This window comes from Marinilactibacillus piezotolerans, assembly GCF_900114235.1.
Taxonomy (GTDB): domain Bacteria; phylum Bacillota; class Bacilli; order Lactobacillales; family Carnobacteriaceae_A; genus Marinilactibacillus; species Marinilactibacillus piezotolerans.
This window is the reverse complement of record NZ_FOSJ01000019.1, coordinates 1-23,159: the sequence shown is the minus strand read 5'-3', so window position 1 is coordinate 23,159 and position 23,159 is coordinate 1. Positions and strand designations below refer to the sequence as shown.

Annotated in this window: 27 protein-coding genes; 4 read left to right on the top strand and 23 right to left on the bottom strand. The window is 36.4% G+C overall.

What is annotated here, in order from left to right:
- Nucleotides 1-268 precede the first annotated feature (268 nt).
- The 3 genes from BM212_RS06220 to BM212_RS06210 form a co-directional block, all read right to left on the bottom strand.
- On the bottom strand, nt 269-508 hold the full coding sequence (locus BM212_RS06220; protein ID WP_091897307.1) for a hypothetical protein: 240 nt from the start codon (nt 506-508) through the stop codon (nt 269-271).
- A 227-nt stretch (nt 509-735) separates the two neighbouring features.
- Nucleotides 736-1,158 (bottom strand): GNAT family N-acetyltransferase, encoded by a 423-nt coding sequence (locus BM212_RS06215; RefSeq protein WP_091897304.1) that lies wholly within the window; start codon nt 1,156-1,158, stop codon nt 736-738.
- Between the two features lie 36 nt (nt 1,159-1,194).
- Nucleotides 1,195-1,632: a VOC family protein gene (locus tag BM212_RS06210; protein WP_091897300.1), complete on the bottom strand. Its 438-nt coding sequence runs from the start codon at nt 1,630-1,632 to the stop codon at nt 1,195-1,197.
- Between the two features lie 268 nt (nt 1,633-1,900).
- Between BM212_RS06210 and BM212_RS06205 the strand changes: the two genes are divergently transcribed.
- Together BM212_RS06205 and BM212_RS06200 are read left to right on the top strand one after the other, a co-directional pair.
- The gene (locus BM212_RS06205; RefSeq protein WP_072695835.1) at nt 1,901-2,305 is read left to right on the top strand and encodes a YolD-like family protein; all 405 of its coding nucleotides are present in this window, start codon (nt 1,901-1,903) and stop codon (nt 2,303-2,305) included.
- A 115-nt stretch (nt 2,306-2,420) separates the two neighbouring features.
- Complete coding sequence (locus BM212_RS06200; RefSeq protein WP_072695837.1) at nt 2,421-2,921, top strand: hypothetical protein; 501 nt, start codon at nt 2,421-2,423, stop codon at nt 2,919-2,921.
- A gap of 84 nt (nt 2,922-3,005) precedes the next feature.
- Here the strand turns inward: BM212_RS06200 and BM212_RS06195 are convergent, their stop codons facing one another.
- The 7 genes from BM212_RS06195 to BM212_RS06165 all read right to left on the bottom strand — a co-directional run bounded on the left by BM212_RS06195 (nt 3,006) and on the right by BM212_RS06165 (nt 9,563).
- On the bottom strand, nt 3,006-3,782 hold the full coding sequence (locus tag BM212_RS06195; RefSeq protein ID WP_245750942.1) for a Cof-type HAD-IIB family hydrolase: 777 nt from the start codon (nt 3,780-3,782) through the stop codon (nt 3,006-3,008).
- A gap of 26 nt (nt 3,783-3,808) precedes the next feature.
- Nucleotides 3,809-4,489, bottom strand: coding sequence for a histidine phosphatase family protein (locus BM212_RS06190; RefSeq protein WP_091897294.1), 681 nt, complete (start codon nt 4,487-4,489; stop codon nt 3,809-3,811).
- A 156-nt stretch (nt 4,490-4,645) separates the two neighbouring features.
- Entirely contained in the window at nt 4,646-5,107 is a 462-nt protein-coding gene (smpB, locus tag BM212_RS06185; RefSeq protein ID WP_091897291.1) for an SsrA-binding protein SmpB, read from the bottom strand.
- Between the two features lie 26 nt (nt 5,108-5,133).
- Complete coding sequence (gene rnr / locus BM212_RS06180; RefSeq protein WP_245750941.1) at nt 5,134-7,437, bottom strand: ribonuclease R; 2,304 nt, start codon at nt 7,435-7,437, stop codon at nt 5,134-5,136.
- Entirely contained in the window at nt 7,434-8,183 is a 750-nt protein-coding gene (locus BM212_RS06175) for an alpha/beta hydrolase (protein WP_091897288.1), read from the bottom strand. Before BM212_RS06175 ends, rnr begins: the two co-directional genes overlap by 4 nt.
- A 205-nt stretch (nt 8,184-8,388) precedes the next feature.
- Entirely contained in the window at nt 8,389-8,619 is a 231-nt protein-coding gene (gene secG / locus BM212_RS06170) for a preprotein translocase subunit SecG (RefSeq protein ID WP_072695847.1), read from the bottom strand.
- A gap of 122 nt (nt 8,620-8,741) precedes the next feature.
- Nucleotides 8,742-9,563, bottom strand: coding sequence for a ZIP family metal transporter (locus BM212_RS06165; protein ID WP_091897285.1), 822 nt, complete (start codon nt 9,561-9,563; stop codon nt 8,742-8,744).
- A gap of 130 nt (nt 9,564-9,693) precedes the next feature.
- On the opposite strand from BM212_RS06165, the gene BM212_RS06160 reads away from it, so the two are divergent.
- Nucleotides 9,694-10,599 carry a cation diffusion facilitator family transporter gene (locus tag BM212_RS06160; protein WP_245750940.1) on the top strand — a complete coding sequence of 302 codons (906 nt, stop codon included), beginning with the start codon at nt 9,694-9,696 and terminating at the stop codon, nt 10,597-10,599.
- A 170-nt stretch (nt 10,600-10,769) separates the two neighbouring features.
- On the opposite strand, the gene eno is transcribed toward BM212_RS06160, so the two are convergent.
- The 11 genes from eno to BM212_RS06105 form a co-directional block, all read right to left on the bottom strand.
- Nucleotides 10,770-12,071, bottom strand: a complete 1,302-nt coding sequence (eno, locus tag BM212_RS06155; RefSeq protein ID WP_072695851.1) for a phosphopyruvate hydratase — start codon at nt 12,069-12,071, stop codon at nt 10,770-10,772.
- Nucleotides 12,072-12,161: 90 nt separating this feature from the next.
- Nucleotides 12,162-13,694: a 2,3-bisphosphoglycerate-independent phosphoglycerate mutase gene (gene gpmI, locus BM212_RS06150; protein WP_091897282.1), complete on the bottom strand. Its 1,533-nt coding sequence runs from the start codon at nt 13,692-13,694 to the stop codon at nt 12,162-12,164.
- A gap of 1 nt (nt 13,695) precedes the next feature.
- Nucleotides 13,696-14,451: a triose-phosphate isomerase gene (gene tpiA, locus BM212_RS06145; RefSeq protein ID WP_072695855.1), complete on the bottom strand. Its 756-nt coding sequence runs from the start codon at nt 14,449-14,451 to the stop codon at nt 13,696-13,698.
- Between the two features lie 117 nt (nt 14,452-14,568).
- Nucleotides 14,569-15,756 carry a phosphoglycerate kinase gene (locus BM212_RS06140; RefSeq protein ID WP_091897279.1) on the bottom strand — a complete coding sequence of 396 codons (1,188 nt, stop codon included), beginning with the start codon at nt 15,754-15,756 and terminating at the stop codon, nt 14,569-14,571.
- A gap of 301 nt (nt 15,757-16,057) precedes the next feature.
- Nucleotides 16,058-17,059, bottom strand: a complete 1,002-nt coding sequence (gap, locus tag BM212_RS06135; RefSeq protein ID WP_091897274.1) for a type I glyceraldehyde-3-phosphate dehydrogenase — start codon at nt 17,057-17,059, stop codon at nt 16,058-16,060.
- A 93-nt stretch (nt 17,060-17,152) separates the two neighbouring features.
- Complete coding sequence (gap, locus tag BM212_RS06130) at nt 17,153-18,145, bottom strand: type I glyceraldehyde-3-phosphate dehydrogenase (RefSeq protein ID WP_091897271.1); 993 nt, start codon at nt 18,143-18,145, stop codon at nt 17,153-17,155.
- 27 nt (nt 18,146-18,172) lie between these two features.
- Nucleotides 18,173-19,207, bottom strand: a complete 1,035-nt coding sequence (locus BM212_RS06125) for a sugar-binding transcriptional regulator (protein ID WP_091897268.1) — start codon at nt 19,205-19,207, stop codon at nt 18,173-18,175.
- 285 nt (nt 19,208-19,492) lie between these two features.
- Nucleotides 19,493-20,023, bottom strand: a complete 531-nt coding sequence (locus tag BM212_RS06120) for a DsbA family protein (protein WP_232226905.1) — start codon at nt 20,021-20,023, stop codon at nt 19,493-19,495.
- A gap of 233 nt (nt 20,024-20,256) precedes the next feature.
- Nucleotides 20,257-20,853, bottom strand: coding sequence for an ATP-dependent Clp endopeptidase proteolytic subunit ClpP (gene clpP, locus BM212_RS06115; protein WP_072693040.1), 597 nt, complete (start codon nt 20,851-20,853; stop codon nt 20,257-20,259).
- Between the two features lie 165 nt (nt 20,854-21,018).
- Nucleotides 21,019-21,363, bottom strand: a complete 345-nt coding sequence (locus tag BM212_RS06110; RefSeq protein WP_091897265.1) for a hypothetical protein — start codon at nt 21,361-21,363, stop codon at nt 21,019-21,021.
- A gap of 14 nt (nt 21,364-21,377) precedes the next feature.
- Complete coding sequence (locus tag BM212_RS06105; protein WP_091897262.1) at nt 21,378-21,857, bottom strand: nucleoside 2-deoxyribosyltransferase; 480 nt, start codon at nt 21,855-21,857, stop codon at nt 21,378-21,380.
- A gap of 218 nt (nt 21,858-22,075) precedes the next feature.
- Here BM212_RS06105 and BM212_RS06100 point away from each other — a divergent pair, with 218 nt between their 5' ends.
- Nucleotides 22,076-22,372, top strand: a complete 297-nt coding sequence (locus tag BM212_RS06100) for an RRXRR domain-containing protein (RefSeq protein WP_072693042.1) — start codon at nt 22,076-22,078, stop codon at nt 22,370-22,372.
- Nucleotides 22,373-22,437: 65 nt separating this feature from the next.
- On the opposite strand, the gene BM212_RS06095 is transcribed toward BM212_RS06100, so the two are convergent.
- Together BM212_RS06095 and mazE are read right to left on the bottom strand one after the other, a co-directional pair.
- On the bottom strand, nt 22,438-22,821 hold the full coding sequence (locus tag BM212_RS06095) for a type II toxin-antitoxin system PemK/MazF family toxin (protein WP_091897259.1): 384 nt from the start codon (nt 22,819-22,821) through the stop codon (nt 22,438-22,440).
- Nucleotides 22,821-23,042 (bottom strand): type II toxin-antitoxin system PemI/MazE family antitoxin, encoded by a 222-nt coding sequence (mazE, locus tag BM212_RS06090; RefSeq protein ID WP_072693044.1) that lies wholly within the window; start codon nt 23,040-23,042, stop codon nt 22,821-22,823. Before mazE ends, BM212_RS06095 begins: the two co-directional genes overlap by 1 nt.
- Nucleotides 23,043-23,159 lie beyond the last annotated feature (117 nt).

Sequence of the window (23,159 nt, the reverse complement as noted above, 5' to 3'; positions counted from 1 at the left end):
GAAAGAGAATCAAATTCTAACGAAAAAAGAGCAAACCAATTTTCCTGTTCTTAGGCGTCTACCATATATTCTTTATAGAATTAAGCGTTAGAAGCAGAAAATATCTAATTTTATTTATAATTCAGGTATGATTTAATATAATGATAAATGATCAATCCTGAATCTCTTATTCTTTATATAGATCAAAATACAAGTACACCATAACTCATTTGGTTACGGCATACTTGTATCTTATTTAAAAATTTTATTTTTAACGTTTAGATTGAATTTACATCCATATATATCCTATAGCTGTAATCGCTAATCCGATAAATCCAAAATGTAGAAGAAATCTTCCTAAAGTGGGATTTATAGCTGCTTCTTTTTGCGCTTCTAGCAACTGCTCCTTAGTCGATAAGTTATAATCTTGGATAGGTATCAAAATATCCCAAAGGAGATAGCCAATTATTATACTTAAAATCGAAGCGATCAAGCCTATAATTAATAATTTATCGCCATTGATTTTCATAATTCTAACCTTCTTTTTGAATCCTATTCTTTAAAGATTTACGAGTTGTTAATTCATTACATATGAAATATAAATATTGTAAGGTCTAATATAACCAGCGGTTTCCATAGCTTTTGCACAATTTCCGGCAAACCCAGCATATTTGTCCCACTCAAAATCATATACATATGAACTTGGACAGGTTCAACCAGAAGAGATTCAAGCTATTAAAAAAACTGACTCTTTATTCACTTTAGTCTTTTATCAAAATAGTACTTCGTTACGCCTTCTATAGGCATATCTTCTAATTCAGCAAAAACTGTATAGCCATTCTTTTTATAAAAGTCGACTGCCTGATAGCTTCTCGTTGTAAGGGTGATATGGATAATGCCTTTTTCTTTTGCAATTATTTCAATTTCACGCAGTAATTTACTGCCTATTGATAATCCTCTAGCGCCTTGGGTAATCGCTAATAATGAAACATGAATAGTCTGGTATTCTTTGTCAGCAACGATTCCTCCCACTAACTTCTTGTCTAAGTATGCACCTATGGCTATTTTTTCTTTATTTTCTTCCACTATATTTCCAAAGTGACTAATATCTTGTTCAGCAAAAACTTGTTCAATCATTGCATCTAACGTTGCCGATTCTACTCTTTTCATTTCTATCATTTCTATTCACCTTCTATCAAAAATTTTCCCCATACATTATGGTTCGATCACCAGCATATTGTCCTTATCAAACTTCCAGCTATCTGCATAGGCCACTTCCCAATAATAACCATCGGGATCTTGAAAGTAACCACTATATCCACCCCACGATACCGTTTCAGGTGTTTTTGCAATTTTACCGCCATTTTCTTTTACTAATGCCATTAGTTCATCTACTTCTTCTTTTTCTTTCGTATTAATAGCAAAAGTGATTCCACTAAAACCCTGGTTCGTAATAGCAGGTGGATTCTTCGCATTAATATCTTGTGCCAATTCGTTTAAAGGGAATAACTCTAATTTTGTTCCCTGATTATCAAAAAATACTATAGGTGGATTGGGAGAATCATCATAACATTTGAATCCTATTCCTTTGTAAAACGCTAGTGCTTTTTCCATATTTTTAACGCCTATTGCAATAAGATTAATTCTATTCATTTTAGACTCCTCCTTATTCTGTCTTCATTTACCCATAGTATAGTGGATCAATAATTTTAATACAATTGTTGTCTTTGGAACTCTTCTTCTAAACTGTAAAACGATTCATTCTCATCCAGAATTCTTATACGGGCTCTAGTTGTTAGTAGAATAGTTAAAATCATTATTAAGAAATATAAAGCATTTCAAATTATTCCACTTGACTTATGGAACATTTGTTCCTATTATTAAAATATACAAACATATATTCGTTTCAGGAGGAATCAATATGGCGGAAGAAGTAGTTCTACTCAATCCAGATAAATTAGGATATAAAGATAGAGGAAAAATGAAGTGGATGGGCATGATGCTATCAGATCACTCTGAAGCATTAAAAAAGATGAAAGCAGAAGACGAGAAGAGCGACATCCCAGCGAAAGAAGAAATGACTATGGAAGAAATTTCTACAGTACTTTATGAGGCTTATCTTACAAAATCTCCCGTTGCAATCCAAGCGAATGTACTAAGAAACGGGCGATTCTACCCGGACGTTAATTGCTTAGTTATGGGATATTTAGGTGACAAGATCATACTGAAACTAAAAGATGGACGAGTCAAAAGGGTTAGTATAGATCTGATTAGAAATGTGGAAGTCTTTAATGTATTAAAATGGCATAATAAAAGAACGAATTGATTCTATTCTACTATTCAATAGGCTTTGCCTTCTATGATTCTCTCATTAAATAGGGTTTGATGTGCGAAAGCATTTTGATAATGCTATAATGAATTTGAAAAAGGAGGTGCGATAAATGAATTTTGACCAGATGAGAATACTGGATAGTTTATTAAAAGAATTCAACACAATGATTGATGAAGATCCAAAGTTAAATGATATTGATATCAAGAAATATAAGTTGCTTTTTGAAATGGATCAGGAGCTTTATTCTGCTGACTTTATTATTTATGATCGTGAGAGTGATTCCTTTAAGTTACGCTATATGACTCCCACCAGCCTTCGCTTTGTATCTGCTCTTCGACCAGATAATGACTTTACCGAAGAATTCTTTAAAAGTTACCGACTTAGCGATGACGATTTCAGAAATTTATTAAAAACACCAGATATGCTGCTGCTTGCTCTGATTGATGTGGTTAAAAAGTTGCATCCTTCTTTGTTCCGTAAAGATCGACTGCAGAATGGTGAAAATATCGTATATAATCTTCAAGGATACCATAATGATTTTGAATTGAATTTCCTACTTTGCAAAGATAAAGAATTTCATCCTGTTTCTTTAGTAGAAGACGATGAATGAAACATATACTTAAATAACAAAAACGCACATCCCGATTTCATTTAAACAAAAAATGAAACTGGAATGTGCGCTTTTTATTTACAATCAAATTAATCCAAAATGTTTCAATCCATCTACGACGCCACCATTTATATTACTCTTTGCAATATAATCAGCAACTGCTTTTACTTCAGTTGTGCCATTTCCCATTGCTACACTGTAATCAACTTCTTTAAGCATCTCCAGATCGTTTGGACCATCTCCGAATGCATATGTCGGTACATCTTCAAATCCTAATTTTTTAACTAAACGATTTATTCCAATTGCTTTTGAGTTTTCCTTTAGGATTGTATCGATAGAAAAAGGCGAATTCCGGTAGAAGGATAATTCCGGAAACTCTTCTAGAAATTCTAAATCCAGCTCTGTATGCTCTGTAAAAAGCAAAGCCATCAGAATTTCATGATGATCCTTATATTCTTGATCGACTTCTGGAACTTCAGTGTGAATAAATTCATATGCTTTAGTGGAGTTCTTGTCTTTTCTAGTAACTCTGAATCCATTTTTACTGTAATAAGCAACTGAAATACCAGTTTTATCAACTTTAGATTGGATTCTATCTAAAAGACTCTGCTCAAAAATGCCTTCATAGACATCTTCACCTTCATATTGAATATAATGTCCATTTAAAGAAATAAAGGAATCAATAGCGGTCTCTTTTAAAACATGTTCAACTTGCAGATGGCTGCGACCTGTAGAAATAAAAGGCACTTCACCATTTACTTTTAATTTTTCCAGTGCTTCAATAACATCCTGGTCTAGTTCTGACTGATTATTTAACAGTGTTCCATCTAGATCAAAAAATACTAATGCTTTAGGTTTCAATACTTTATCCTCAAATCTAACTAATTTTATTCTTCATCTCTAAAATGAGAAACATCATTGTAACGGTCAAGATGATATTTACCATCGTGATAAGCCGCTACAGATACACTTGCGTTCAGCAATGCTTTTGTATCTGTTAAGTCAGGAATCAGGTTCTGTAGTATATAACGAATTGTTCCCCCATGAGCTACTAGTAATATAGTCTCTCCAGTATCCCGATGTTTGTCAATCAATTTAATCAGACCTTGTTCCACACGATTCCAGAACATCATAAAGTTTTCTGCATCATGATAAGGATCTGCTTCTCGAAATGCATTCATTCGATCAGGAATTTCTGTATTTAAGAACATATCGCGTGAAGTGTCGTATCCCATATGTTCAGCGACTTTCCCCCACGCTTCTGATCCGGGCATGCCTTCATATGAACCAAAAAACACTTCTCTAAATTCAGGCATTTGAACCATATCCATTTTATCAGTCTGTTTATTTTCCTCTAGAATAATAGAAGCTGTATCTTGAGTACGTGTTAAATCACTTGTATATACTGCATCAAATTTCACATCAGATAATCCGCGTCCGCAGCGGCGAACATCTTCAATTCCGTTATCCGTTAATGGAGCATTGCTCCATCCTTGCATACGTCCGTAATGGTTCAAATAGGTTTCTCCATGACGAACAAAATAAATCGTGACACCTTTAGTAGTCATAATTAGTGTTGCTCCTTCCAATTTATGTCTTCTTATTTATTGTAACAGACTTATATGACGGATGCTAAGAGAATGAGGTAAAGTTCATATTAAAGTTGAGTATATTTAGAATAAAAAAGCATCGGAACAATTATGTTCTGATGCTTTTAACCTTAATTAACGATAATCCTTCAACGCACGTTCAACTTGACGTTTCTGATCTTTGCGTTTGATTGATTCGCGTTTGTCATATTGTTTCTTCCCTTTAGCTAGTCCGATGAGTACTTTAGCATATCCATTTTTAATATAGACTTTTAGTGGAACGATCGTCACTCCACCTTGCTTCACCTCTCCAGTGAACTTGTCGATCTGCTTCTTTTTCATCAGCAGCTTTCGTGTTCTTAATGGATCATGATTGAACTGATTTCCTTTTTCAAATGGTGCGATATGCACGTTATATAAATACATCTCACCATTTCGGATGCCTGCATAGCCATCTTTCAGGTTGATTCTACCCGCTCTGATAGACTTGATTTCTGTCCCGTTGAGTACAATTCCAGCTTCAACTGTATCCAATATGCTATATTCATATCTAGCTTTCCTGTTTTGAGCAATCAGTTTGCCTTCTCCTTTAGGCACCTATATCACCCTCCTTCTATTTAAGGCTATTGCTTGCGTTTGCCTGTTCTTTTTTTCTTGGTTTTTCTTTTTTGTGTATGCTGATTTTTACGATCAGCTTTTTTATCGTGTTTCTTTTTCTTAGGTTTTTCACCTTCTGGTAAGTCAGATAATTCAAAGTCAATCTGATATCCTTCTTTATTCGCTGCTACCAGTTTGACTTTTACAGGTTCTCCAATTCGGAAGATTTTACCTGTATGTTGTCCAATCAACAATAGTCCACGTTCGCTGAATTCATAATAGTCATCATTCATTTTTGAAATATGAACTAATCCTTCAACAGAGTTGGGTAATTGGACGAACATTCCAAAGTTTGTAACCGATGTAACCAGACCTTCAAATTCTTCACCAATCTTACTTTCCATGAATTCTGTTTTCTTCAACTCGTCTGTTTCTCTTTCAGCGTCCACTGCACGGCGTTCAGTTTTAGAACTGTGTTCTGCAATTTCAGGGAGTTTTTTCTCCCATCTCTTACGTGCTTTTTCATCTTTAGCTATTTCATCATAGTAATGAATCAGACGATGTAAAATCAGATCTGGATAACGTCTGATTGGAGAAGTAAAGTGGGAATAATAATCAGCAGCTAATCCATAGTGTCCAATAGGATCTACATCATACTTAGCTTGCTGCATTGATCTCAGCATCAGCATACTGATGACCGTTTCTTCCGGTTTTCCTTTTACTTCTTTCATTACAGCTTGTAAGTCTTTAGGAGAAACACTGTCTTTTGTTCCTTTTACATTGATTCCAAAACTAGTAACGAATTCCAGGAATCGCTGCATTTTAGCTTCGTCTGGACGAGCATGGATACGATAAAGTATGGGTAGATCTCGTTTTGCGTAATATTCTGATACAGTTTCATTTGCGGCAAGCATGAATGATTCAATCAATCGTTCCCCCACACCACGTTCACGAATAACAATATCAGTTGGATTCCCTTCAGAGTCCACTTCGATTTTTGCTTCTATCGAATCAAAATCAATGGAACCTCGTTGTTCTCTTTTCTTCTCCAATATATGGTGAAGTTCTCCCATTGTTTCAAACAAGTCTACAAGGTCAGCATGTTCCTCCATTGCTGCAGGATCTTTTTCCATGAGTATATCGTTCACAGCTGAATAAGTCATCCGACGATAAGACCGAATCACACTTGGGAATATTTCATAGCTGACAACGTCTCCTGAACGATCAATTTCCATCTCACAACTAAGTGTCAATCTGTCAACATTTGGATGGAGGGAGCAGATTCCATTTGATAATCTCTGTGGCAGCATTGGAATAACTCTGTCAGTTAAATAGACACTAGTACCACGTTCAAATGCTTCTTGATCCATAGGACTGTCTTCTTTTACATAATGAGAAACATCTGCAATATGAACGCCTAAGTGGAAATGCCCATTTTCAAGTCTCTTGACGACCACTGCATCATCTAGATCTTTTGCATCTGCTCCATCAATCGTTACGATTACTTCGTCTCGCAGATCTCTTCTACCCGCTAAGTCTTCTTCTGCAATCTTTTCTGGTACAGCTTCCGCTTCTTCAATGACTTCTTCTGGAAATTCAGATGGAATCCCATATTTGTTTACAATTGTTAAAATTTCAATGCCTGGTTCATCTTTATGTCCGATTGTACGCATAATGATTCCGTACATGTCTTCTTCGCTTGATCTCGGGTACTGTGTTACTTCAACTTGAACGATACTGCCTTCGACCGGTCGAATTCCTTTAGCAGTAATCTGAAGTTTCATACTTGGCAGCTTTTTGTTCTGTGTCTTAACATATCCAAATAGACCAAATTTTTCTACTTCATCATCTGTATACGCATGAAATTCTCCAACAAGTGATTTCGTCGCACGTTCAACTACTTCAAGTACCCTTCCGACTGGTCCTTTGCCTTTCCATGGAACAGCTTCCTTGGTCACTTCAATCGTAACTAAATCGCCATTCAAGGCAGAATTTGTCTCATGCGGTGGAATAAAGATGTCTTCTTCAAATTCTTCGAGAGGGACAAATCCAAAACCTTTATCTGTTCCGCTAAATACCCCTTGCATAACTGGTTCTGCCTCTTTAAGTTTAAATCGCCCTTGCTGTGTCAGTATAATTCTCCCTTCACGTTCTAATTCTGCTATGGCGTTCACCAGTTTTTTAAAAGCTTTGGAACCTGTACTGTTTAATCCTTCGCTGATATCATTGACTTCCACACTGCTTAATTCACTGTGTTCGATAAATGTTATAATTTCTTGTTTTAACTGTTCTATTTCTTCATTTACTTCGTCGTTCATTTCTCTACTCATGTATTGCCTCCATTCCATTCTAATGTAGATAAGAATGATAATAAGTCGACTTGCAACTCTTTTCCAGTTGGCCCAGTCGTAATACTATGCGGGCCTTCGTCGTACCAGTGAAAATCTACATTTGCATTTACTAAAGCATCTCGGTATTCACCGGATTGATGAGGATTGATCATTTCATCTCTTCCACCTTGCCCTATAAATACACTTCCTTCAACATTTTTGTATTGTGGGACCATCGTTTGTATAAAATCATTCAGCCCTGTTAGTATCATTTTTAACTGTGGTTCAGCCGCTGTCTTTAATCCAGCAATTTCTTCTCTAGAATATCCTGCTTGTTCCTTCATATTTTCATACCAGATCATAAAGTTCTTCGGCACATGGCTCTCTTGATTGTCAATCACTGGTGAAGAAAAGGTTCCTGCCGCTAAGACATTTTTTGTTAGCATAAGATGTGTAGCAACAACACCTCCTAAAGAAAGCCCAAAAGCAGTAATTTCTTCATATCCTTTTTCTTTTAAAAATTTATAAGCTTTTTCACCGTCTTTTTTCCAGTCTTCGATTCCATAATTAAATAAATCATCCGGATTTTCTGTTCCATGACCAGATAAAGTCGGTGCATAAACTGTATAATCAGCCCGCTCTAAGGCACGTGCTAAACTTCTCACATCATTTGGAGTACTTGTAAATGCGTGAAACAGCAAAACGGCTCGCGGTCCTTTTTCGAAAAAGATTGTTCTATCTCTCATTCTTTTCACTCCTTAAATCTATACCTCTATTTTACCTTACTTGATACTTTTTTAATACCAAAATACAATGCCGGGCAAATCGCCCTTCATTTACCACTGATGAGTCAAAATAAAAAGAGCAACTCCATTGTTCACTCAAGCATGCTGGATCGCTATGCTCAAGTCCTTTGGATTTGCTCCTTGATCAGTTTGTATTTTAAATCAATTAAAAGAATCGAGTCAGGGCTATTGCAAGAATAAAGAAAAGTACAATGCAGACGATTGTCGTTTTAATCAAAACGGCTTCAAACCCTCGTGCTTTTTGTTTTCCAAATAATTGACTTGCCCCACCTAAAAAGGCATTAGACGCATTCTGCGTTTTTGTTGGCTGCATTGCAACTACGATTATAATAAATACTGATAATACGAGCATAAATCCTAATAATATATCATACATCTCGGAATTGACCTCCCTTTCATAAGTCTCTCACTACCTAATATAGCACAAACGTTTTCGTATTACTAGAGCCATTATTGATACATATACATGAATTCCTCTTTACTCAACTTATTCTAAACTTACCCTAATGCAACGTCCAGAATCATCATAATCACAAAGCCGACCATTAGTGATAAGGTAGCAATATCTTTATTTCCGTTCGTCTGAGATTCTGGAATCAGCTCTTCGACTACGACAAAAATCATAGCTCCGGCTGCAAAGGCTAATGCATACGGTAAAATAGCTGCCATAGAAATAACTGCAACTGCCCCGATAACTGCAGCAATTGGTTCAACAATTGCTGAAAGTTGACCATAATTGAACGCTTTAAGTCTACTACTGCCTGCCGCTCTAATCGGCATGGACAAAGCAGATCCTTCTGGTATATTTTGAATTCCGATCCCGATAGCTAATCCCACAGCACTTAAAGAAGCATCTCCGTTAGCTGCACCTGCCACGATAGCTCCAAATGCAACACCAACTGATAAACCTTCTGGTATATTATGTATGGTAATAGCTAGAAAAAGAAGCAAGTTCTTTGAAGCTTTAGTTTTTGGTCCTTCACTATTTTCTTCTGGTTCATTCAAATGTAAATGCGGAATCACTACATCAATTAGTCTTAAGAAGAATCCTCCGACCATAAATCCAACAGCAGCTGGTACAAAAGCCCAGATCCCATACCCACTATCTTCCGCATTGGCAATCGACGGAGCTAATAGAGACCAGAAAGATGCAGCTATCATAACTCCGGCTGCAAAACCATTCATCACATCTAAGAATTTTCGATTGATATCTTTAAATAAGAAAACAAATGCAGAACCGAATATTGTACAACTCCAAGTAAAAAGTCCCGCTAATAAAGCTTGTAGAACCGGGTGAAATGAACTAAATGTTTCAAGCATACTACTTTTCTCCTTTTAAATAAATTTCTGTAGTTCTTATAATTTTGTTCCACAATCAAGGAACAGTATAATTAATGTAAGAATTTAGTTACTACTAGTATACTATACATCATATATCGGAGGAATTGAATTGCCTATTCAAAATAAAAATAACCATGACTCCCATTTCACTACTAAAAATGACAAAATTGTCAAAAACATTGGAATAGTGTTTATCTTAAACCTTGTATTTTCCGGTCTGGAATTTATTTTTGGTTTTATTTTCAATAGTTCAGCTATTTTATCGGATGCTGTACATGATCTAGGAGATTCTGTTTCAGTAGGGCTTGCCTTATTTTTCCAGAAATATTCTACCAAAAAAAGCAATGATAAATTCAGTTTCGGTTATCAACGGTTTTCTTTACTAGGAGCCTTGATTACAGCAGTCGTTTTACTAGCTGGATCTATTCTAGTCGCTTTTAGAAGCGTTCCTTTACTCTTCGATCCGCAACCTGTCAATTCATCTGGAATGCTGTGGATTTCAATTTTTGCGATTGCAATCAATGGATATGCTGCCTGGCTTATGAGCAAAGGAAAATCCAAAAATGAAAGTTTTCTGAATCTGCATATGCTAGAAGATGTTCTTGGTTGGATAGGTGTTCTCCTTGCAAGTATCATTATGGAGTTTTCAAACTTATATATATTAGATCCTATACTATCCATTGGTATTGCCATTTACATTTTTGTTCAAGCTGTTCCAAAGTTTTATAATACTTTAACGATTTTTCTAGAAAGTGTGCCAAAAGGAGTAGATTTGAATGAATTAGAAAAAAACATTCTTGCCATCGAAGAGATTGATGACTTTTCTCATTTTCATTTCTGGTCTATTGATGGACAAGAGAATGCTTTTTCAGTAACTTTACTCGTTTCTTCTGAAAACATGGGGGATGCATCAAAAATCAAAACACAGGTACGTAACCAGTTACAGGATTATAATGTAACTCACTCTACAATCGAACTTGTAACTGACAAAGAAGATTTACGAAAGCATAGTTAAATGATATGAGAAAACAAGCTTCTCCATTTATTTTACTATAGTAAAGCAAATTTCTTTATTTAGTCATCTGTTAAATTTCAACGACTAGCTTAGTTAAAAAAATAGCCGCTTACTGGAGACTCCAGTAAGCGGCTATCGAATTTTCTTGATCCGTTGATCAGAAGATTAAATTATTTATTTTTTAGGTTGTAGAATGCATCTAGACCTTCGTATACAGCTAAGTCGCCTAATTGGTCTTCGATTCTTAATAATTGGTTGTATTTAGCGATACGGTCAGTACGGCTTAATGAACCAGTTTTGATTTGTCCAGCATTTGTTGCAACTGCGATATCAGAAATTGTAGAATCTTCTGTTTCACCTGAACGGTGAGATACTACGGCAGTGTAACCAGCTTTTTTAGCCATTTCGATTGCATTGAATGTTTCAGTCAATGTACCGATTTGGTTAACTTTGATTAAGATAGAGTTACTGATGTTGTTGTCGATACCACGTTTAAGAATCTCAGTGTTTGTAACGAACAAGTCATCTCCAACTAATTGAACTTTGTCGCCTAAGCGTTCAGTTAATAGTTTGAAACCATCCCAGTCATTTTCATCCATTCCATCTTCAATTGAAAGGATTGGATATTTGTTTACTAATTCTTCAAGGTAATCTACTTGTTCAGCAGCAGAACGTTTTGCTCCGCCTTCACCTTCGAATTTAGCATAGTTGTATACGCCATCTTCGTAGAATTCAGAAGCAGCACAGTCAAATCCAAGGTATACATCTTTACCTGGCTCTAAACCAACTTTTTTGATTGCTTCAAGAATTGTTTCAACGCCGTCTTCAGTTCCTTCGAAACGAGGAGCAAATCCACCTTCGTCACCAACTGAAGTTTCTAGTCCACGATCTTTTAAGATGGCTTTAAGTGCGTGGAAGATTTCAGCTCCCCAACGTAAAGCTTCTTTGAATGTTGGAGCTCCAACAGGCAAGATCATGAATTCTTGGAATGCGATTGGTGCATCAGAGTGAGATCCACCATTAACGATATTCATCATTGGTGTTGGCAACACTTTAGTGTTCGTTCCACCTAAATATCTGTATAGAGGAAGATCTAAATAATCAGCAGCTGCACGAGCAACAGCAATTGATACGCCTAAGATAGCATTAGCGCCTAATTTACCTTTGTTTGGAGTTCCGTCTAATTCGATCAACGCTTTATCAACGCCCATTTGATCGCGGATATCCATGCCGATGATTGCTTCAGCGATTGTATTGTTTACATTTTCAACTGCTTTAGTAACACCTTTACCTAAATAACGATCTTTGTCTCCATCACGTAATTCAACAGCTTCATGTTCACCAGTTGAAGCACCTGAAGGAACCATTCCACGTCCGAAAGCGCCTGATTCTGTAAATACATCTACCTCAATAGTTGGGTTACCACGAGAATCTAATACTTCACGTGCTAGTACATCTGTAATATATGGCATTTATAATTATCTCCTTTGACTTTTGTTTTTTTATTTATACTCACTTTTTAAGTGGTTAAATACATCATTAATGTCGAGACGATGAAAATATTAACCGTTAATGATTAAGCTTTCCCCTGTCATCTCTTCAGGCTTTTCAATCCCTAATAAATCAAGCATTGTAGGGGATACATCTGCTAACTTACCGTCATTACGCAAGTGTAGTCCTTTTTTAGTTACAATGACTGGAACTGGTACAGTAGTATGAGCTGTATGAGGCTTACCTTCTGGAGTCAACTCAGTATCAGAATTTCCGTGGTCTGCAAAGATAATTGCTGATCCACCTTTTTCTAAAATCAAGTCTACTACTCTACCAAGATTCTCATCAACTGCTTCTATCGCTTTGATAGTCGGTTCTAACATACCAGAATGGCCTACCATATCAGGGTTTGCAAAATTCAAGATGATTGCATCGTGCTTATCATTTTGAATATCTTCAACTAATGCATCTGTTACTTCATAAGCACTCATTTCTGGTTTCAAATCATAAGTTTCAACTTTTGGAGAAGGAATCAAGATACGATTTTCTCCTGGAAATTCATCATTTGTACCACCATTCATGAAGAATGTAACGTGTGGATATTTCTCAGTTTCAGCAATGCGAAGTTGAGTTAATCCGTGATCAGCTAATACTTCCCCGATAACATTTTTCAAGTGTATTGGCGGGAACATAACATCTGCTTTCATATCCGCAGTGTATTGTGTCATCGTAATGAATTTGATATTTTTTGGTGTGTTTTTACGGTCAAACTCATCAAAGTCCGGTTCAGTGATTGCACGTGAAAGTTCACTTGCACGGTCAGGACGGAAGTTGAAGAACACAATTGCATCATTATCTTGAACAGTTGCAACTGGTTTACCATCTTTTTCGATAACAGTAGGCACGATAAATTCATCCATTGTTTCGTTTTTATAGCTTGATTTAACAGCTTCGACTGGATCAGTTGCTTTAACACCTTCACCATTGAAAATTGCATCATAAGCTTTTTGAATACGCGGCCAGCGATTATCGCGGTCCATCGCATAAAAACGTCCAGACACAGAAGCTACAGAACCTACGCCAAGTTCTGACATAACATCTTGCAGATCCTGAATAAATCCAGCTCCTGAATCAGGTGCAACATCTCGGCCATCAGTAAATGCATGAACATAAACTTTGCTGATGCCTTTTTCTTTTGCTGTTTTTAATAAAGCAGTTAGATGACGAGAATGACTGTGCACACCACCGTCTGAGATTAATCCAAAGAAGTGTAGTGCTGAATCCTTTTCTTTTACATGATCGAACGCACCATTTAATGCTTCATTTGTCTGTAATTCTTTATCTTCGATCGCTTTGTCGATACGAGTAATACTTTGATATACAATTCGGCCAGCACCAATGTTAGTGTGTCCAACCTCAGAATTCCCCATTTGTCCTTCTGGAAGTCCTACAGCAAGTCCAGATGCCTGCATAGTAGAATGTGGATAAGTTTCCCAGTAACGATCAAAATTAGGCTTATTCGCTTGCATTACAGCATTCCCGTATGACTCTTCTCTCCATCCAAATCCATCTAGGATGATGATTGCTACAGGTGCTTTACTCATATTACTTAGCCGCCTCCAATAATTTCAAGAATGAATCTGCTTCTAAACTAGCTCCACCAACTAATGCACCATCAATATCAGGTTGTGCCATCAATTCAGCAATATTAGCCGGTTTTACAGAACCACCATATTGAATACGAACTGCATCCGCTACTTCATCACTGTAAAGTTTTGCTACAGTTTGACGGACTACAGAAATTGTGCTGTTCGCATCTTCTGCAGTAGCTGTTTTACCTGTTCCGATAGCCCAGATTGGTTCATAAGCAATAACAGAAGTTTTAACTTGTTCATCAGATAAACCTTCTAATGCTTTTGTTACTTGACCAGAAACCAGTTCATTTGTCTGTCCAGCTTCTTTTTGTTCTAATGTTTCTCCAACACAGATAATCGGGATCATACCATGGTTAAAGATTGCATGAGCTTTTTTATTCACATCTTCATCTGTTTCGCCGAAATATTCACGACGTTCAGAGTGTCCAATGATGACATATTGAGTACCTAAATCAGCTAAGGCAGCAGGAGAAGTTTCTCCAGTGAACGCACCTTCATCTTCAAAATAGCAGTTTTGAGCTGCAATTTTCAGTTCTGAATCAGCAGTCATATCAAGTAAGCTTTGGGTATATAAGTTAGGTGCACCAATTACAGCATCTACTTTATCTGAAGAAGGGATATTATTTTTAACCTCTTCGATGAATGATGCAGCTTCAGTAGCCGTTTTGTTCATTTTCCAGTTACCAGCAATAATAGGTTTACGCATATTACATTCCTTCTTTCGATTAGTATTTTCTGATCAATATCAGAAAGAGTGTTGCGGTAATTTTCACTACCGCAGTTACTCTTATTGTACTCTTTAATGGTTCCATTTTAAACTAAATTATTTATCTGAAATAGCAGCGATTCCTGGTAATTCTTTGCCCTCTAGATATTCTAATGAAGCTCCTCCACCAGTAGAAATATGACTGAAATCATCTTCAAATCCTAATTGTTGAGCGGCAGTTGCAGAATCTCCTCCACCGATGATTGTTGTAGCATCATCCAGTTTAGCTAAGACTTCACAGATATCACTTGTACCTTTAGCGAAATTAGACATTTCGAATACGCCCATTGGTCCGTTCCATACAACTGTTTTTGCGCCTTCAAGTTCTTTAGCGAATAGTTCAACTGTTTTAGGTCCAACGTCTAATCCCATTTTTCCTTCAGGAACGTCTCCTTCTACTACTTCAGTTTCTACATCGTTAGAAAACTCAGAAGCGACAACAGAATCAACAGGAAGTACTAGTTTGTCTCCTGCTTTTTCGATCAGTTCTTTTGCTAAAGAAACTTTGTCTTCTTCTAGAAGCGAGCTACCGATACCTTTCCCTAAAGCTTTATAGAAAGTATAAGTCATTCCGCCACCAATCAGTACTTTGTCAGCTTTAGAAAGTAAGTTTTCGATTACACCAATTTTATCTGAAACTTTCGCGCCACCTAAGATTGCAACAAATGGACGTTTAGGTTCATCAACTGCTCCACCGATGAAGTTGATTTCTTTTTCTACTAAGAAACCAGCTGCTGATTCAACGTTAGAAGCAATTCCAACGTTAGAAGCATGAGCACGGTGTGCTGTACCAAATGCATCATTTACAAATACGTCACCTAAGCTAGCCCAGTATTTGCCTAATTCCGGATCATTTTTGCTTTCTTTTTTGCCGTCTACATCTTCAAAACGAGTATTTTCAAACATTAATACTTCGCCTTCTGAAAGTCCGTCAACAGCAGATTCTAATTCTTCTCCACGAGTTTGAGCTACGAATTTAACGTTTTTATTCAATAATTCACCTAGACGCTCAGCAACAGGTGCTAGAGATAAACCAGCTTTGTCTTCTTCAGTTTTTACACGACCAAGGTGAGAAAATACGATAGCTTTTCCGCCTTGTTCCAATACATATTTGATGGTAGGCAACGCTGCTTGAATACGGTTATCGTTTGAGATTTTTCCGTCTTTCATCGGTACGTTAAAATCAGCACGCACTAATACTTTTTTACCTTTAAGTTCTAGATCTTTTACTGTTTTTTTAGGCATTAATAGTCTACCTTCCTTTGATTAAATTATTTTCAGGTAATTCAAATAAAAAACTATAATAGTCTATAGTAGATTACGTCAATAAAACTAGCAGCCACTCTAAAAGTTTATTTGAACAAAATAAAAAGCAGGGAAGCGCGATACTAAATCGATAGATTATGAAAAGATTTCAGTTAAAACGATTCAAATCGTCAAACATTTTCTTTACCATAGTTTATCGCATAGAGTGAGTGCTCCCCCGCTTATTCATTCATGTTCTGTTCAGTTAATGATCAGTTAGTGTAGCTTAACACTTTTCTTCTTATAAAGAAGCGAAGTATTCAAGAGTACGAACTAATTGAGCAGTGTATGACATTTCATTGTCATACCAAGAAACAGTTTTAACTAATTGTTTTCCGCCAGCAGAAATAACTTTTGTTTGTGTTGCATCGAATAATGAACCATAAGTCATTCCTAAAATGTCAGAAGAAACAATTGGATCTTCAGTATAGCCATAAGACTCGTTAGCTACTTCTTTCATTGCAGCATTAACTTCTTCAGCAGTTACTTCTTTAGAAAGAATAACTTGTAATTCAGTTAATGATCCAGCTGGAACTGGTACACGTTGAGCTGCTCCATCTAATTTACCTTGTAATTCAGGTAATACTAGACCGATTGCTTTAGCAGCACCAGTAGAGTTTGGCACGATGTTTGCAGCAGCTGCACGAGCGCGACGGAAGTCTCCTTTAGGATGTGGTCCATCAAGAGTCATTTGGTCTCCAGTGTAAGCATGAATAGTAGTCATTAAACCAGTTTCGATTCCAAACTTGTCGTTTAACGCTTTAGCCATTGGAGCTAAACAGTTAGTTGTACATGAAGCTCCAAAAATAACTGTTTCTGATCCATCTAAAGTTTCGTGGTTTGTGTTATAAACGATTGTTTTAACATCGCCAGTTGCAGGTGCAGAAACAACTACACGTTTTGCTCCAGCTTTAAGGTGTAATCCAGCTTTTTCTTGAGAAGTAAAGAATCCTGTACATTCAAGGACGATATCTACTCCAAGCTCTCCCCATGGAAGATCTTCAGGGTTACGTTCGCTTAATACTTTAACGTCACGTCCGTCTACAGTGAATTTGCCGTCGCCGACAGATACTTCACCATTGAAGCGTCCTTGAGTTGTATCGTATTTAAGCAAGTGAACCAACATATTTGGATCTGTCAAGTCGTTTACTGCAACAACTTCTAATCCTTCAACATCGTTAATACGACGGAATGCTAAACGTCCAATACGTCCAAATCCGTTAATAGCTACTTTTACTGACATAATACAATTTCCTCCTTAGAAAATTGAAAACTTTATTTTTTTTTATCTTAATCGACGCTAATCAACTAAGTTTGAAACACTTAAATAAAAATTTTATAGATTTGCCATATAGTCTAATGTTCTGACCATGTTTCCAGTAAAACCATACTCATTATCATACCAAGCAACAGTTTTAACTAGTTGACCAGAGTTACCTTCGATGATTTTTGTTTGAGTAGCATCGAATACTGATCCAGCAGGAACCCCAATAATATCTGAAGAGACGATTTCGTCTTCATTGTACAAGTATGCATCTGAAGAGTAATCTTTCATTGCTGAATTGATTTCTTCAACGGTTACTTCTTTATTCAGTACAGAGTATAATTCAACCATTGATCCAGTTACTACTGGAATTCTTACAGCTGTTCCATCAACTTTTCCATCAACTTCAGGGATAACTTTTCCAACTGCTTTTGCAGCTCCAGTTGAAGCAGGAATAGCATTTTGAGCTCCAGCACGGCTCTTACGTCCACCTGGTGAGTCTTGTAATGTTTGAGTTGAAGTGTAAGCATGTACTGTACTCATCAAACCGTGGTCAAGACCGAATTCTTTGTTCAATACATTAACCATTGGAGACAAGCAGTTTGTTGTACATGAAGCTGCTGAAACGATTTTGTCATCTGCTTCAACTGTTTCATGGTTAACTCCAAATACGATAGTTTTAAGATCACCTTTAGCAGGTGCTGAAATCAATACACGTTTTGCTCCAGCATCGATATGCGCTTGAGATTTTTCTGGTGAAGTATAGAAACCTGTACATTCTAAAACGATATCGATTCCAAGGTCTCCCCATGGTAATTGACTAGCATCTTTTTCAGCGAAAGCTTTAATTTCGTTTCCAGCAACGTAAATTGCATTATCTTTAACTTCTACTTCGTGTGGGAAACGTCCTTGTGCAGTGTCATATTTCAATAAATAAGCTAGATCCTCATTATCTGTTAAGTCGTTGATTGCTACGACCTCTAGGTTTGTATCTGATTCTAGGATTCTACGCAGAGCCAAACGTCCAATACGTCCAAACCCATTAATTGCTACTTTCTTTGACATACTTGTTTCCTCCTTAAATTTTCGTTTCTATTTTAAGGGGTTTCCCCCATTTAAAATCTCGTTAGCTGCTGCCTCATCCGTCACTAGCCATGTGTGCGGAGGGACAGTTTTTACATAAGCTTCGATTGCTTTTGCTTTTCGTTTTCCACCTGCTACTGCAACTACATGAGGAATACGTCCCATCTGACTTGATTGCAAGCCGATACGAGAGAGCTTGTATACAATCTCTCCATTAGGATTAACAAATTCTCCAAAAGCTTCAGCAACAGCATTTTTCTCTTTTAATAAACGCAGTGTTTCTTCATCCATGCCACGACGTTCTGCCATTTCAAAAGCACTACCTATACTGTACAAAACTAAAGAAGCATTTTCAACTAATTGAAGCGTTTCTTTAATTTCCGGTTCTTCTGACAGAAGTGAATACGTGTCTGAACGCACATGCTCCGGGGCATAAAGCGCTCTGCTTTTTCCACCGGATTTTCTAGCCATCGTTTCTGCAATAACATTCGCTTGAATGTCGACCGATTCTCCTAACCCGCCACGAGCAGGAACAAAGAGTAACTGTCGATTTTCTCCAAATTTCTCATCCATTGCATGGGCAACTTCTACCATTGTTGTACCACCCATCACGGCGACAACATTCTTTCCCTCAGGCAAAAGAAAATCCAGAGCCTTTATCGCAGCGTGTCCCATATCTTCCAATATACGAATATCATCATCAGAATTCCCAGGAACAATAATACAGTGACTAATTTTTAATGTGTTAGCCAGCCTTGTTTCCTGATCTTTTGACCTGACATGTTGTCCCATCATACGTTCGAGCTGACGAAAGATTTCTATACCAGCAGAAGTACATTCCATTCCCGCAGAAGAGATCTTGATTAATCCCTGATCACGCAGAATTTCTACTTCGCTTCTTAAAACCCGTTCGGTAAACCCGAGTCGACCTGCAAGAGAACGTCTTCCTATTGGCCCAGATTTTTCAATCTGCTTCAAAATATGATAACGTCTTTTTAAAGTCTGAAATATATCCGGTGCAACTTTTTCGATAACTGACAGCATTCTAGACCTTCTTTCCCGGCTGCAAGCACACCATACTATTGAGAATAACTTCTCGATCGAAAGTGCAAAAAGTTCGCAGCGAAAAAGTGCTAGCGTTCATACTGCATACAGATTAAATTCTTTTCACTTCTTAGCAAAAGAATTTTATTGTTGCGACCTTGTTAACACTTCTTATTTACCTACAAATTTATTATAACAATATGCGGGGCAATTTTCAACCCGTACACATAAATTAAAAGGACGGATTTTGCCCACCTAATCATAGTTCCTACGATTTAATCTTTCTCAATTTAAGTTAGTTTCAATGATTTCTTTCAATTCTTCATTCGAAATATGTTCATCAAAGATATGCTCTCCTATAAATACAGAAGGAACGAGTGTAACATTCGCTTTTTCTGCTTCTAATACAATCTTTTCAGCTTCTGCTAAATTTTCTTGTACTTGCAAATTACGTTTAGAGACAGCATATTCTGCGACTTCTGGTTCGTCCAAGTTTCCCCACTTATTCTGGTGTGCAAGAAAGTAAGAAATATCTTCTTTCGTTTTGTCCGAGTTGTTGTAGTCCAGATAACGATGAATCACATTACCCTTTTTCAAACTTGGTTTTTCTTTATCAAATAGTTTAACGATTCTTTCAACTTTTCCTGCTTCTACATAAGAATCTAAAAGTGGAGTAGCATTTTCCCACCACTGCTTACAAAAAGGACACTTTAAATTTAAGAATTCGACTATTTTTACAGGCGCATTTTCATTTCCAAAATGTATGCCCCCTTCAGTCGTTACCTCTGAAACTTTGATGCTCGAAATATCCAACATATCCTCTCCCTTCTTTATATTCTTAACTCTTTTTATTATAACGCTCTAAAATATATATGACCAGTGAGACGGTTGTTCATAAGGAACTAATTCAGGATTCATTCCAACTTGTTATTTGTATTTTATTATCTCAGATCAATCAATACTGTTTTGTTATGTAAAAAACAGGACCTGCATCATATACAGATCCTGTTTCTATTTATACAGTTTTATCTATTTTTAAAAATAGATGATTATTTATTCAAATCAGCTGTGCTATCCATAATTTCATCTACTAAGCCGTATTCTTTCGCTTCTTCAGCCATCATGAAGTTATCACGATCTGTGTCACGTTCAATAACATCTAGTGGTTGACCAGTACGTTCTACTAAAATATTATTTAATCTCTCACGTGTTCTCAAGATATGTCTTGCAGCAATTTCAATTTCAGTTGCTTGACCTTGAGCGCCACCCAATGGCTGGTGGATCATGATTTCTGCATTAGGTAGTGCGAAACGTTTTCCTTTTGCCCCTGCTGCTAGTAAGAAACTTCCCATTGAAGCAGCAAGTCCAATCGCAATGGTCTGAACGTCAGACTTGATGAAATTCATTGTATCGTAGATTGCTAATCCAGCCGTTACACTACCACCTGGAGAATTAATATATAGGTAGATATCTTTTTCTGGATCTTGAGCATCCAAGAAGAGTAATTGTGCGATCACTGAGTTGGCTACTTGATCATCAATTGGTCCACCGAGCATGATAATGCGGTCTTTCAGTAAACGAGAATAAATATCATATGCACGTTCACCACGGGGTGATTGTTCAATAACTGTTGGTACTAAATTCATTTTTAATGTCCTCCTTAAATTCAATCAAATTCATTTTAACATACGTTGATTAATGAAACTAAAGATATTGTACTCCAAAGGTCAAAAAAGGTCAAATAGTAAGTTTGAGGTTCTCATTTTACTTAATATATAAGATTCTTAAATCGTAATTAAAATTTATTTTCGCTATTTTGTAATGAGCTTCCAGAAACCGATTATCATGAAAACTGCAAATATAAATGCAACAACCCCTTGAAAGACAATAGAAACTGCATAAGTCGAAAGATTCAGTATTACAGCAAAAATCGCTATGTTTCTATATAATTTCGTTCTTACATTTTGATCCGCAAATAACCAGATGTTTCTTAAAGCGTAAATAAAAATAATTAACAGGACAATACCAGTAAAAATTTCAAAATACCCTTCTACGTTACCTGAATTCCAACAATATAACATGGCTGAACCAAATAATGAAAAAAATAAAGGAAATAGACATTTTTTATAAATGGTCTGATTGATACTGTTTAACATAGAATCCCTCTTTGTTAATTAGTTATGATTTCTTCCAAACAATTAAGTAATTTTTCTTTAGACGTTACAATGACGCCTCGTTTTTTTATTAAGCCTACTATATATAGATTTACATAAGAAAACTGAGATTCTGCAACTTCGTCGATTGCATCCAGTTTCTGCTGGTTCCCGAAGCTTCCTTGTCTTGAATCTGTATAAAGCGCAACGATTGGTTTATTCATCGAATAAAAATACCCGATTTCTGCAGCTAGCCCAGGATCCACAACTGACCCATCCAGTAAAGCTACCAATACATCTGATGTTTCTAAATGTGCATTATCACCTTCCGCAATCATTATACTATCTGCATAGCCCGACTTATCATTTATTGCTTCGTTTTCGACCGGATTATAAACTTCCACATTAAGCTTACTTCTAATTTCATTAGCCAACCACTTGTTATAACTCGCTTCCATTTCACTGAAAAGCGGTCCGCCTAAATATATTTTCTTCATACATATTGTTTCCTTTCCGAATTAAAAATTATGCTTTACTGATAATCTTAGCACATTGCCACTATAAATAAATCACTTCTCACAATTTTGTTAATCAGTAAATTAAATCATTTAAATCTTAATAAGATATTAGCATATTATTTTTCTATTATGATATTAAAAACGTTACCACTCTGTGATATACTTATCAATATAGTAATAATGGGAGGTATAAAATTATGTCCAATTTAGTATTAGGGTTAGATATTGGTATTTCTAGTGTAGGCTGGGGAATTATCAATGAAGAAACTGGTGAAATCATTGATGCAGGCGTTCGTTTGTTTGAAGAAGCAGATCGAAATGCAAATGAAGATAGAAGAAATTTTCGTAGTGCTAGGCGCTTGAAAAGACGGAGAAAACACCGCCTGGAGAGAACAAAAGAATTTCTTACAGAAAACTCACTTAAAAAATGGCTAAAAATTTTCCCTAAAGATCTCGAGTTGTCAAATGAATTACACATTAAAACCCTTCTGTAAAAAGGAACTGATTGCCATTATATAAGTTTTCATACGAAAAAAGCTAATAGAGAAACCTATTTACCTCAAGTTTCTCCATTAGCAGAATCCTTTAATTTCCAGAATTTAAATATGTTTTCGACCATTTGAACAACAGCTGCCATATCTTCATCATTTAATGGTTCAATGTATTCAACCTGTCTAAGTTCATTTATAAAATCAAAAGTGTAGAGTTGTAATGGATTGACACATCCCTTCACTTTCTGATTTTTATCTATTTCAACAAATCCAAACCGCTTGGTACTTGTTATAGGACAAATAGCAATCATTCCTGTTGTCCCGTTATATTGTTTGGTACTTAGAACTAGAGCTGGTCGCCTTTTTTTAATTTCTTTCCCAATGCTAGGATCAAAGTTAATCCATACTAAATCCCCCTGCTGTGGTAAATAACCATTAACTTTATATACCATTAAGTCATCTCTCTTCCAACCGGCTTAATTTCTTCTAATGATTCTTCATATCTAAGACTTCTTCCTTCTTCAAGTGCTTTTTCAAAGATATCTTCTTGTACTGGAACATAAACAACTCCCCCGCGCCTTCCTTTAAATGCCATAAATTCTTGACCTTCTTCTACTCCAAATTTTTTAGGAATGCTTAGAGTTAGAGAGTTCCCTTGTTTTCTAGCTTTCATTTTATTCCCCCCTTTTATTTTCTAGTAATTACCAATTTTTTTGTTTTTTCGTGTTGTTTTAATGCAACTATCGTTGCTCTATCAATTAAAATACAAAAAGGCACCTCTTCCCCCCCT

Excerpts from the sequence above, each read along its gene's own strand:
- BM212_RS06125 (WP_091897268.1), bottom strand. The coding sequence starts at position 19,207 with ATGCTGTCAGTTATCGAAAAAGTTGCACCGGATATATTTCAGACTTTA.
- gpmI (WP_091897282.1), bottom strand. The coding sequence starts at position 13,694 with ATGAGTAAAGCACCTGTAGCAATCATCATCCTAGATGGATTTGGATGG.
- BM212_RS06205 (WP_072695835.1), top strand. The coding sequence starts at position 1,901 with ATGGCGGAAGAAGTAGTTCTACTCAATCCAGATAAATTAGGATATAAA.
- BM212_RS06175 (WP_091897288.1), bottom strand. The coding sequence starts at position 8,183 with ATGAGAGATAGAACAATCTTTTTCGAAAAAGGACCGCGAGCCGTTTTG.
- BM212_RS06095 (WP_091897259.1), bottom strand. The coding sequence starts at position 22,821 with ATGGTATATAAAGTTAATGGTTATTTACCACAGCAGGGGGATTTAGTA.
- secG (WP_072695847.1), bottom strand. The coding sequence starts at position 8,619 with ATGTATGATATATTATTAGGATTTATGCTCGTATTATCAGTATTTATT.
- BM212_RS06215 (WP_091897304.1), bottom strand. The coding sequence starts at position 1,158 with ATGATAGAAATGAAAAGAGTAGAATCGGCAACGTTAGATGCAATGATT.
- BM212_RS06210 (WP_091897300.1), bottom strand. The coding sequence starts at position 1,632 with ATGAATAGAATTAATCTTATTGCAATAGGCGTTAAAAATATGGAAAAA.
- gap (WP_091897274.1), bottom strand. The coding sequence starts at position 17,059 with ATGTCAGTAAAAGTAGCTATTAACGGATTTGGACGTATTGGACGTTTA.
- BM212_RS06100 (WP_072693042.1), top strand. The coding sequence starts at position 22,076 with ATGTCCAATTTAGTATTAGGGTTAGATATTGGTATTTCTAGTGTAGGC.
- mazE (WP_072693044.1), bottom strand. The coding sequence starts at position 23,042 with ATGAAAGCTAGAAAACAAGGGAACTCTCTAACTCTAAGCATTCCTAAA.
- gap (WP_091897271.1), bottom strand. The coding sequence starts at position 18,145 with ATGTCAAAGAAAGTAGCAATTAATGGGTTTGGACGTATTGGACGTTTG.
- BM212_RS06190 (WP_091897294.1), bottom strand. The coding sequence starts at position 4,489 with ATGACTACTAAAGGTGTCACGATTTATTTTGTTCGTCATGGAGAAACC.
- BM212_RS06110 (WP_091897265.1), bottom strand. The coding sequence starts at position 21,363 with ATGTTAAACAGTATCAATCAGACCATTTATAAAAAATGTCTATTTCCT.
- BM212_RS06165 (WP_091897285.1), bottom strand. The coding sequence starts at position 9,563 with ATGCTTGAAACATTTAGTTCATTTCACCCGGTTCTACAAGCTTTATTA.
- BM212_RS06120 (WP_232226905.1), bottom strand. The coding sequence starts at position 20,023 with ATGTTGGATATTTCGAGCATCAAAGTTTCAGAGGTAACGACTGAAGGG.
- rnr (WP_245750941.1), bottom strand. The coding sequence starts at position 7,437 with ATGAGTAGAGAAATGAACGACGAAGTAAATGAAGAAATAGAACAGTTA.
- tpiA (WP_072695855.1), bottom strand. The coding sequence starts at position 14,451 with ATGCGTAAACCTATTATTGCTGGTAACTGGAAAATGAACAAAACGGCT.
- eno (WP_072695851.1), bottom strand. The coding sequence starts at position 12,071 with ATGCCATATATTACAGATGTACTAGCACGTGAAGTATTAGATTCTCGT.
- BM212_RS06220 (WP_091897307.1), bottom strand. The coding sequence starts at position 508 with ATGAAAATCAATGGCGATAAATTATTAATTATAGGCTTGATCGCTTCG.
- BM212_RS06200 (WP_072695837.1), top strand. The coding sequence starts at position 2,421 with ATGAATTTTGACCAGATGAGAATACTGGATAGTTTATTAAAAGAATTC.
- clpP (WP_072693040.1), bottom strand. The coding sequence starts at position 20,853 with ATGAATTTAGTACCAACAGTTATTGAACAATCACCCCGTGGTGAACGT.
- BM212_RS06105 (WP_091897262.1), bottom strand. The coding sequence starts at position 21,857 with ATGAAGAAAATATATTTAGGCGGACCGCTTTTCAGTGAAATGGAAGCG.
- BM212_RS06140 (WP_091897279.1), bottom strand. The coding sequence starts at position 15,756 with ATGCCTAAAAAAACAGTAAAAGATCTAGAACTTAAAGGTAAAAAAGTA.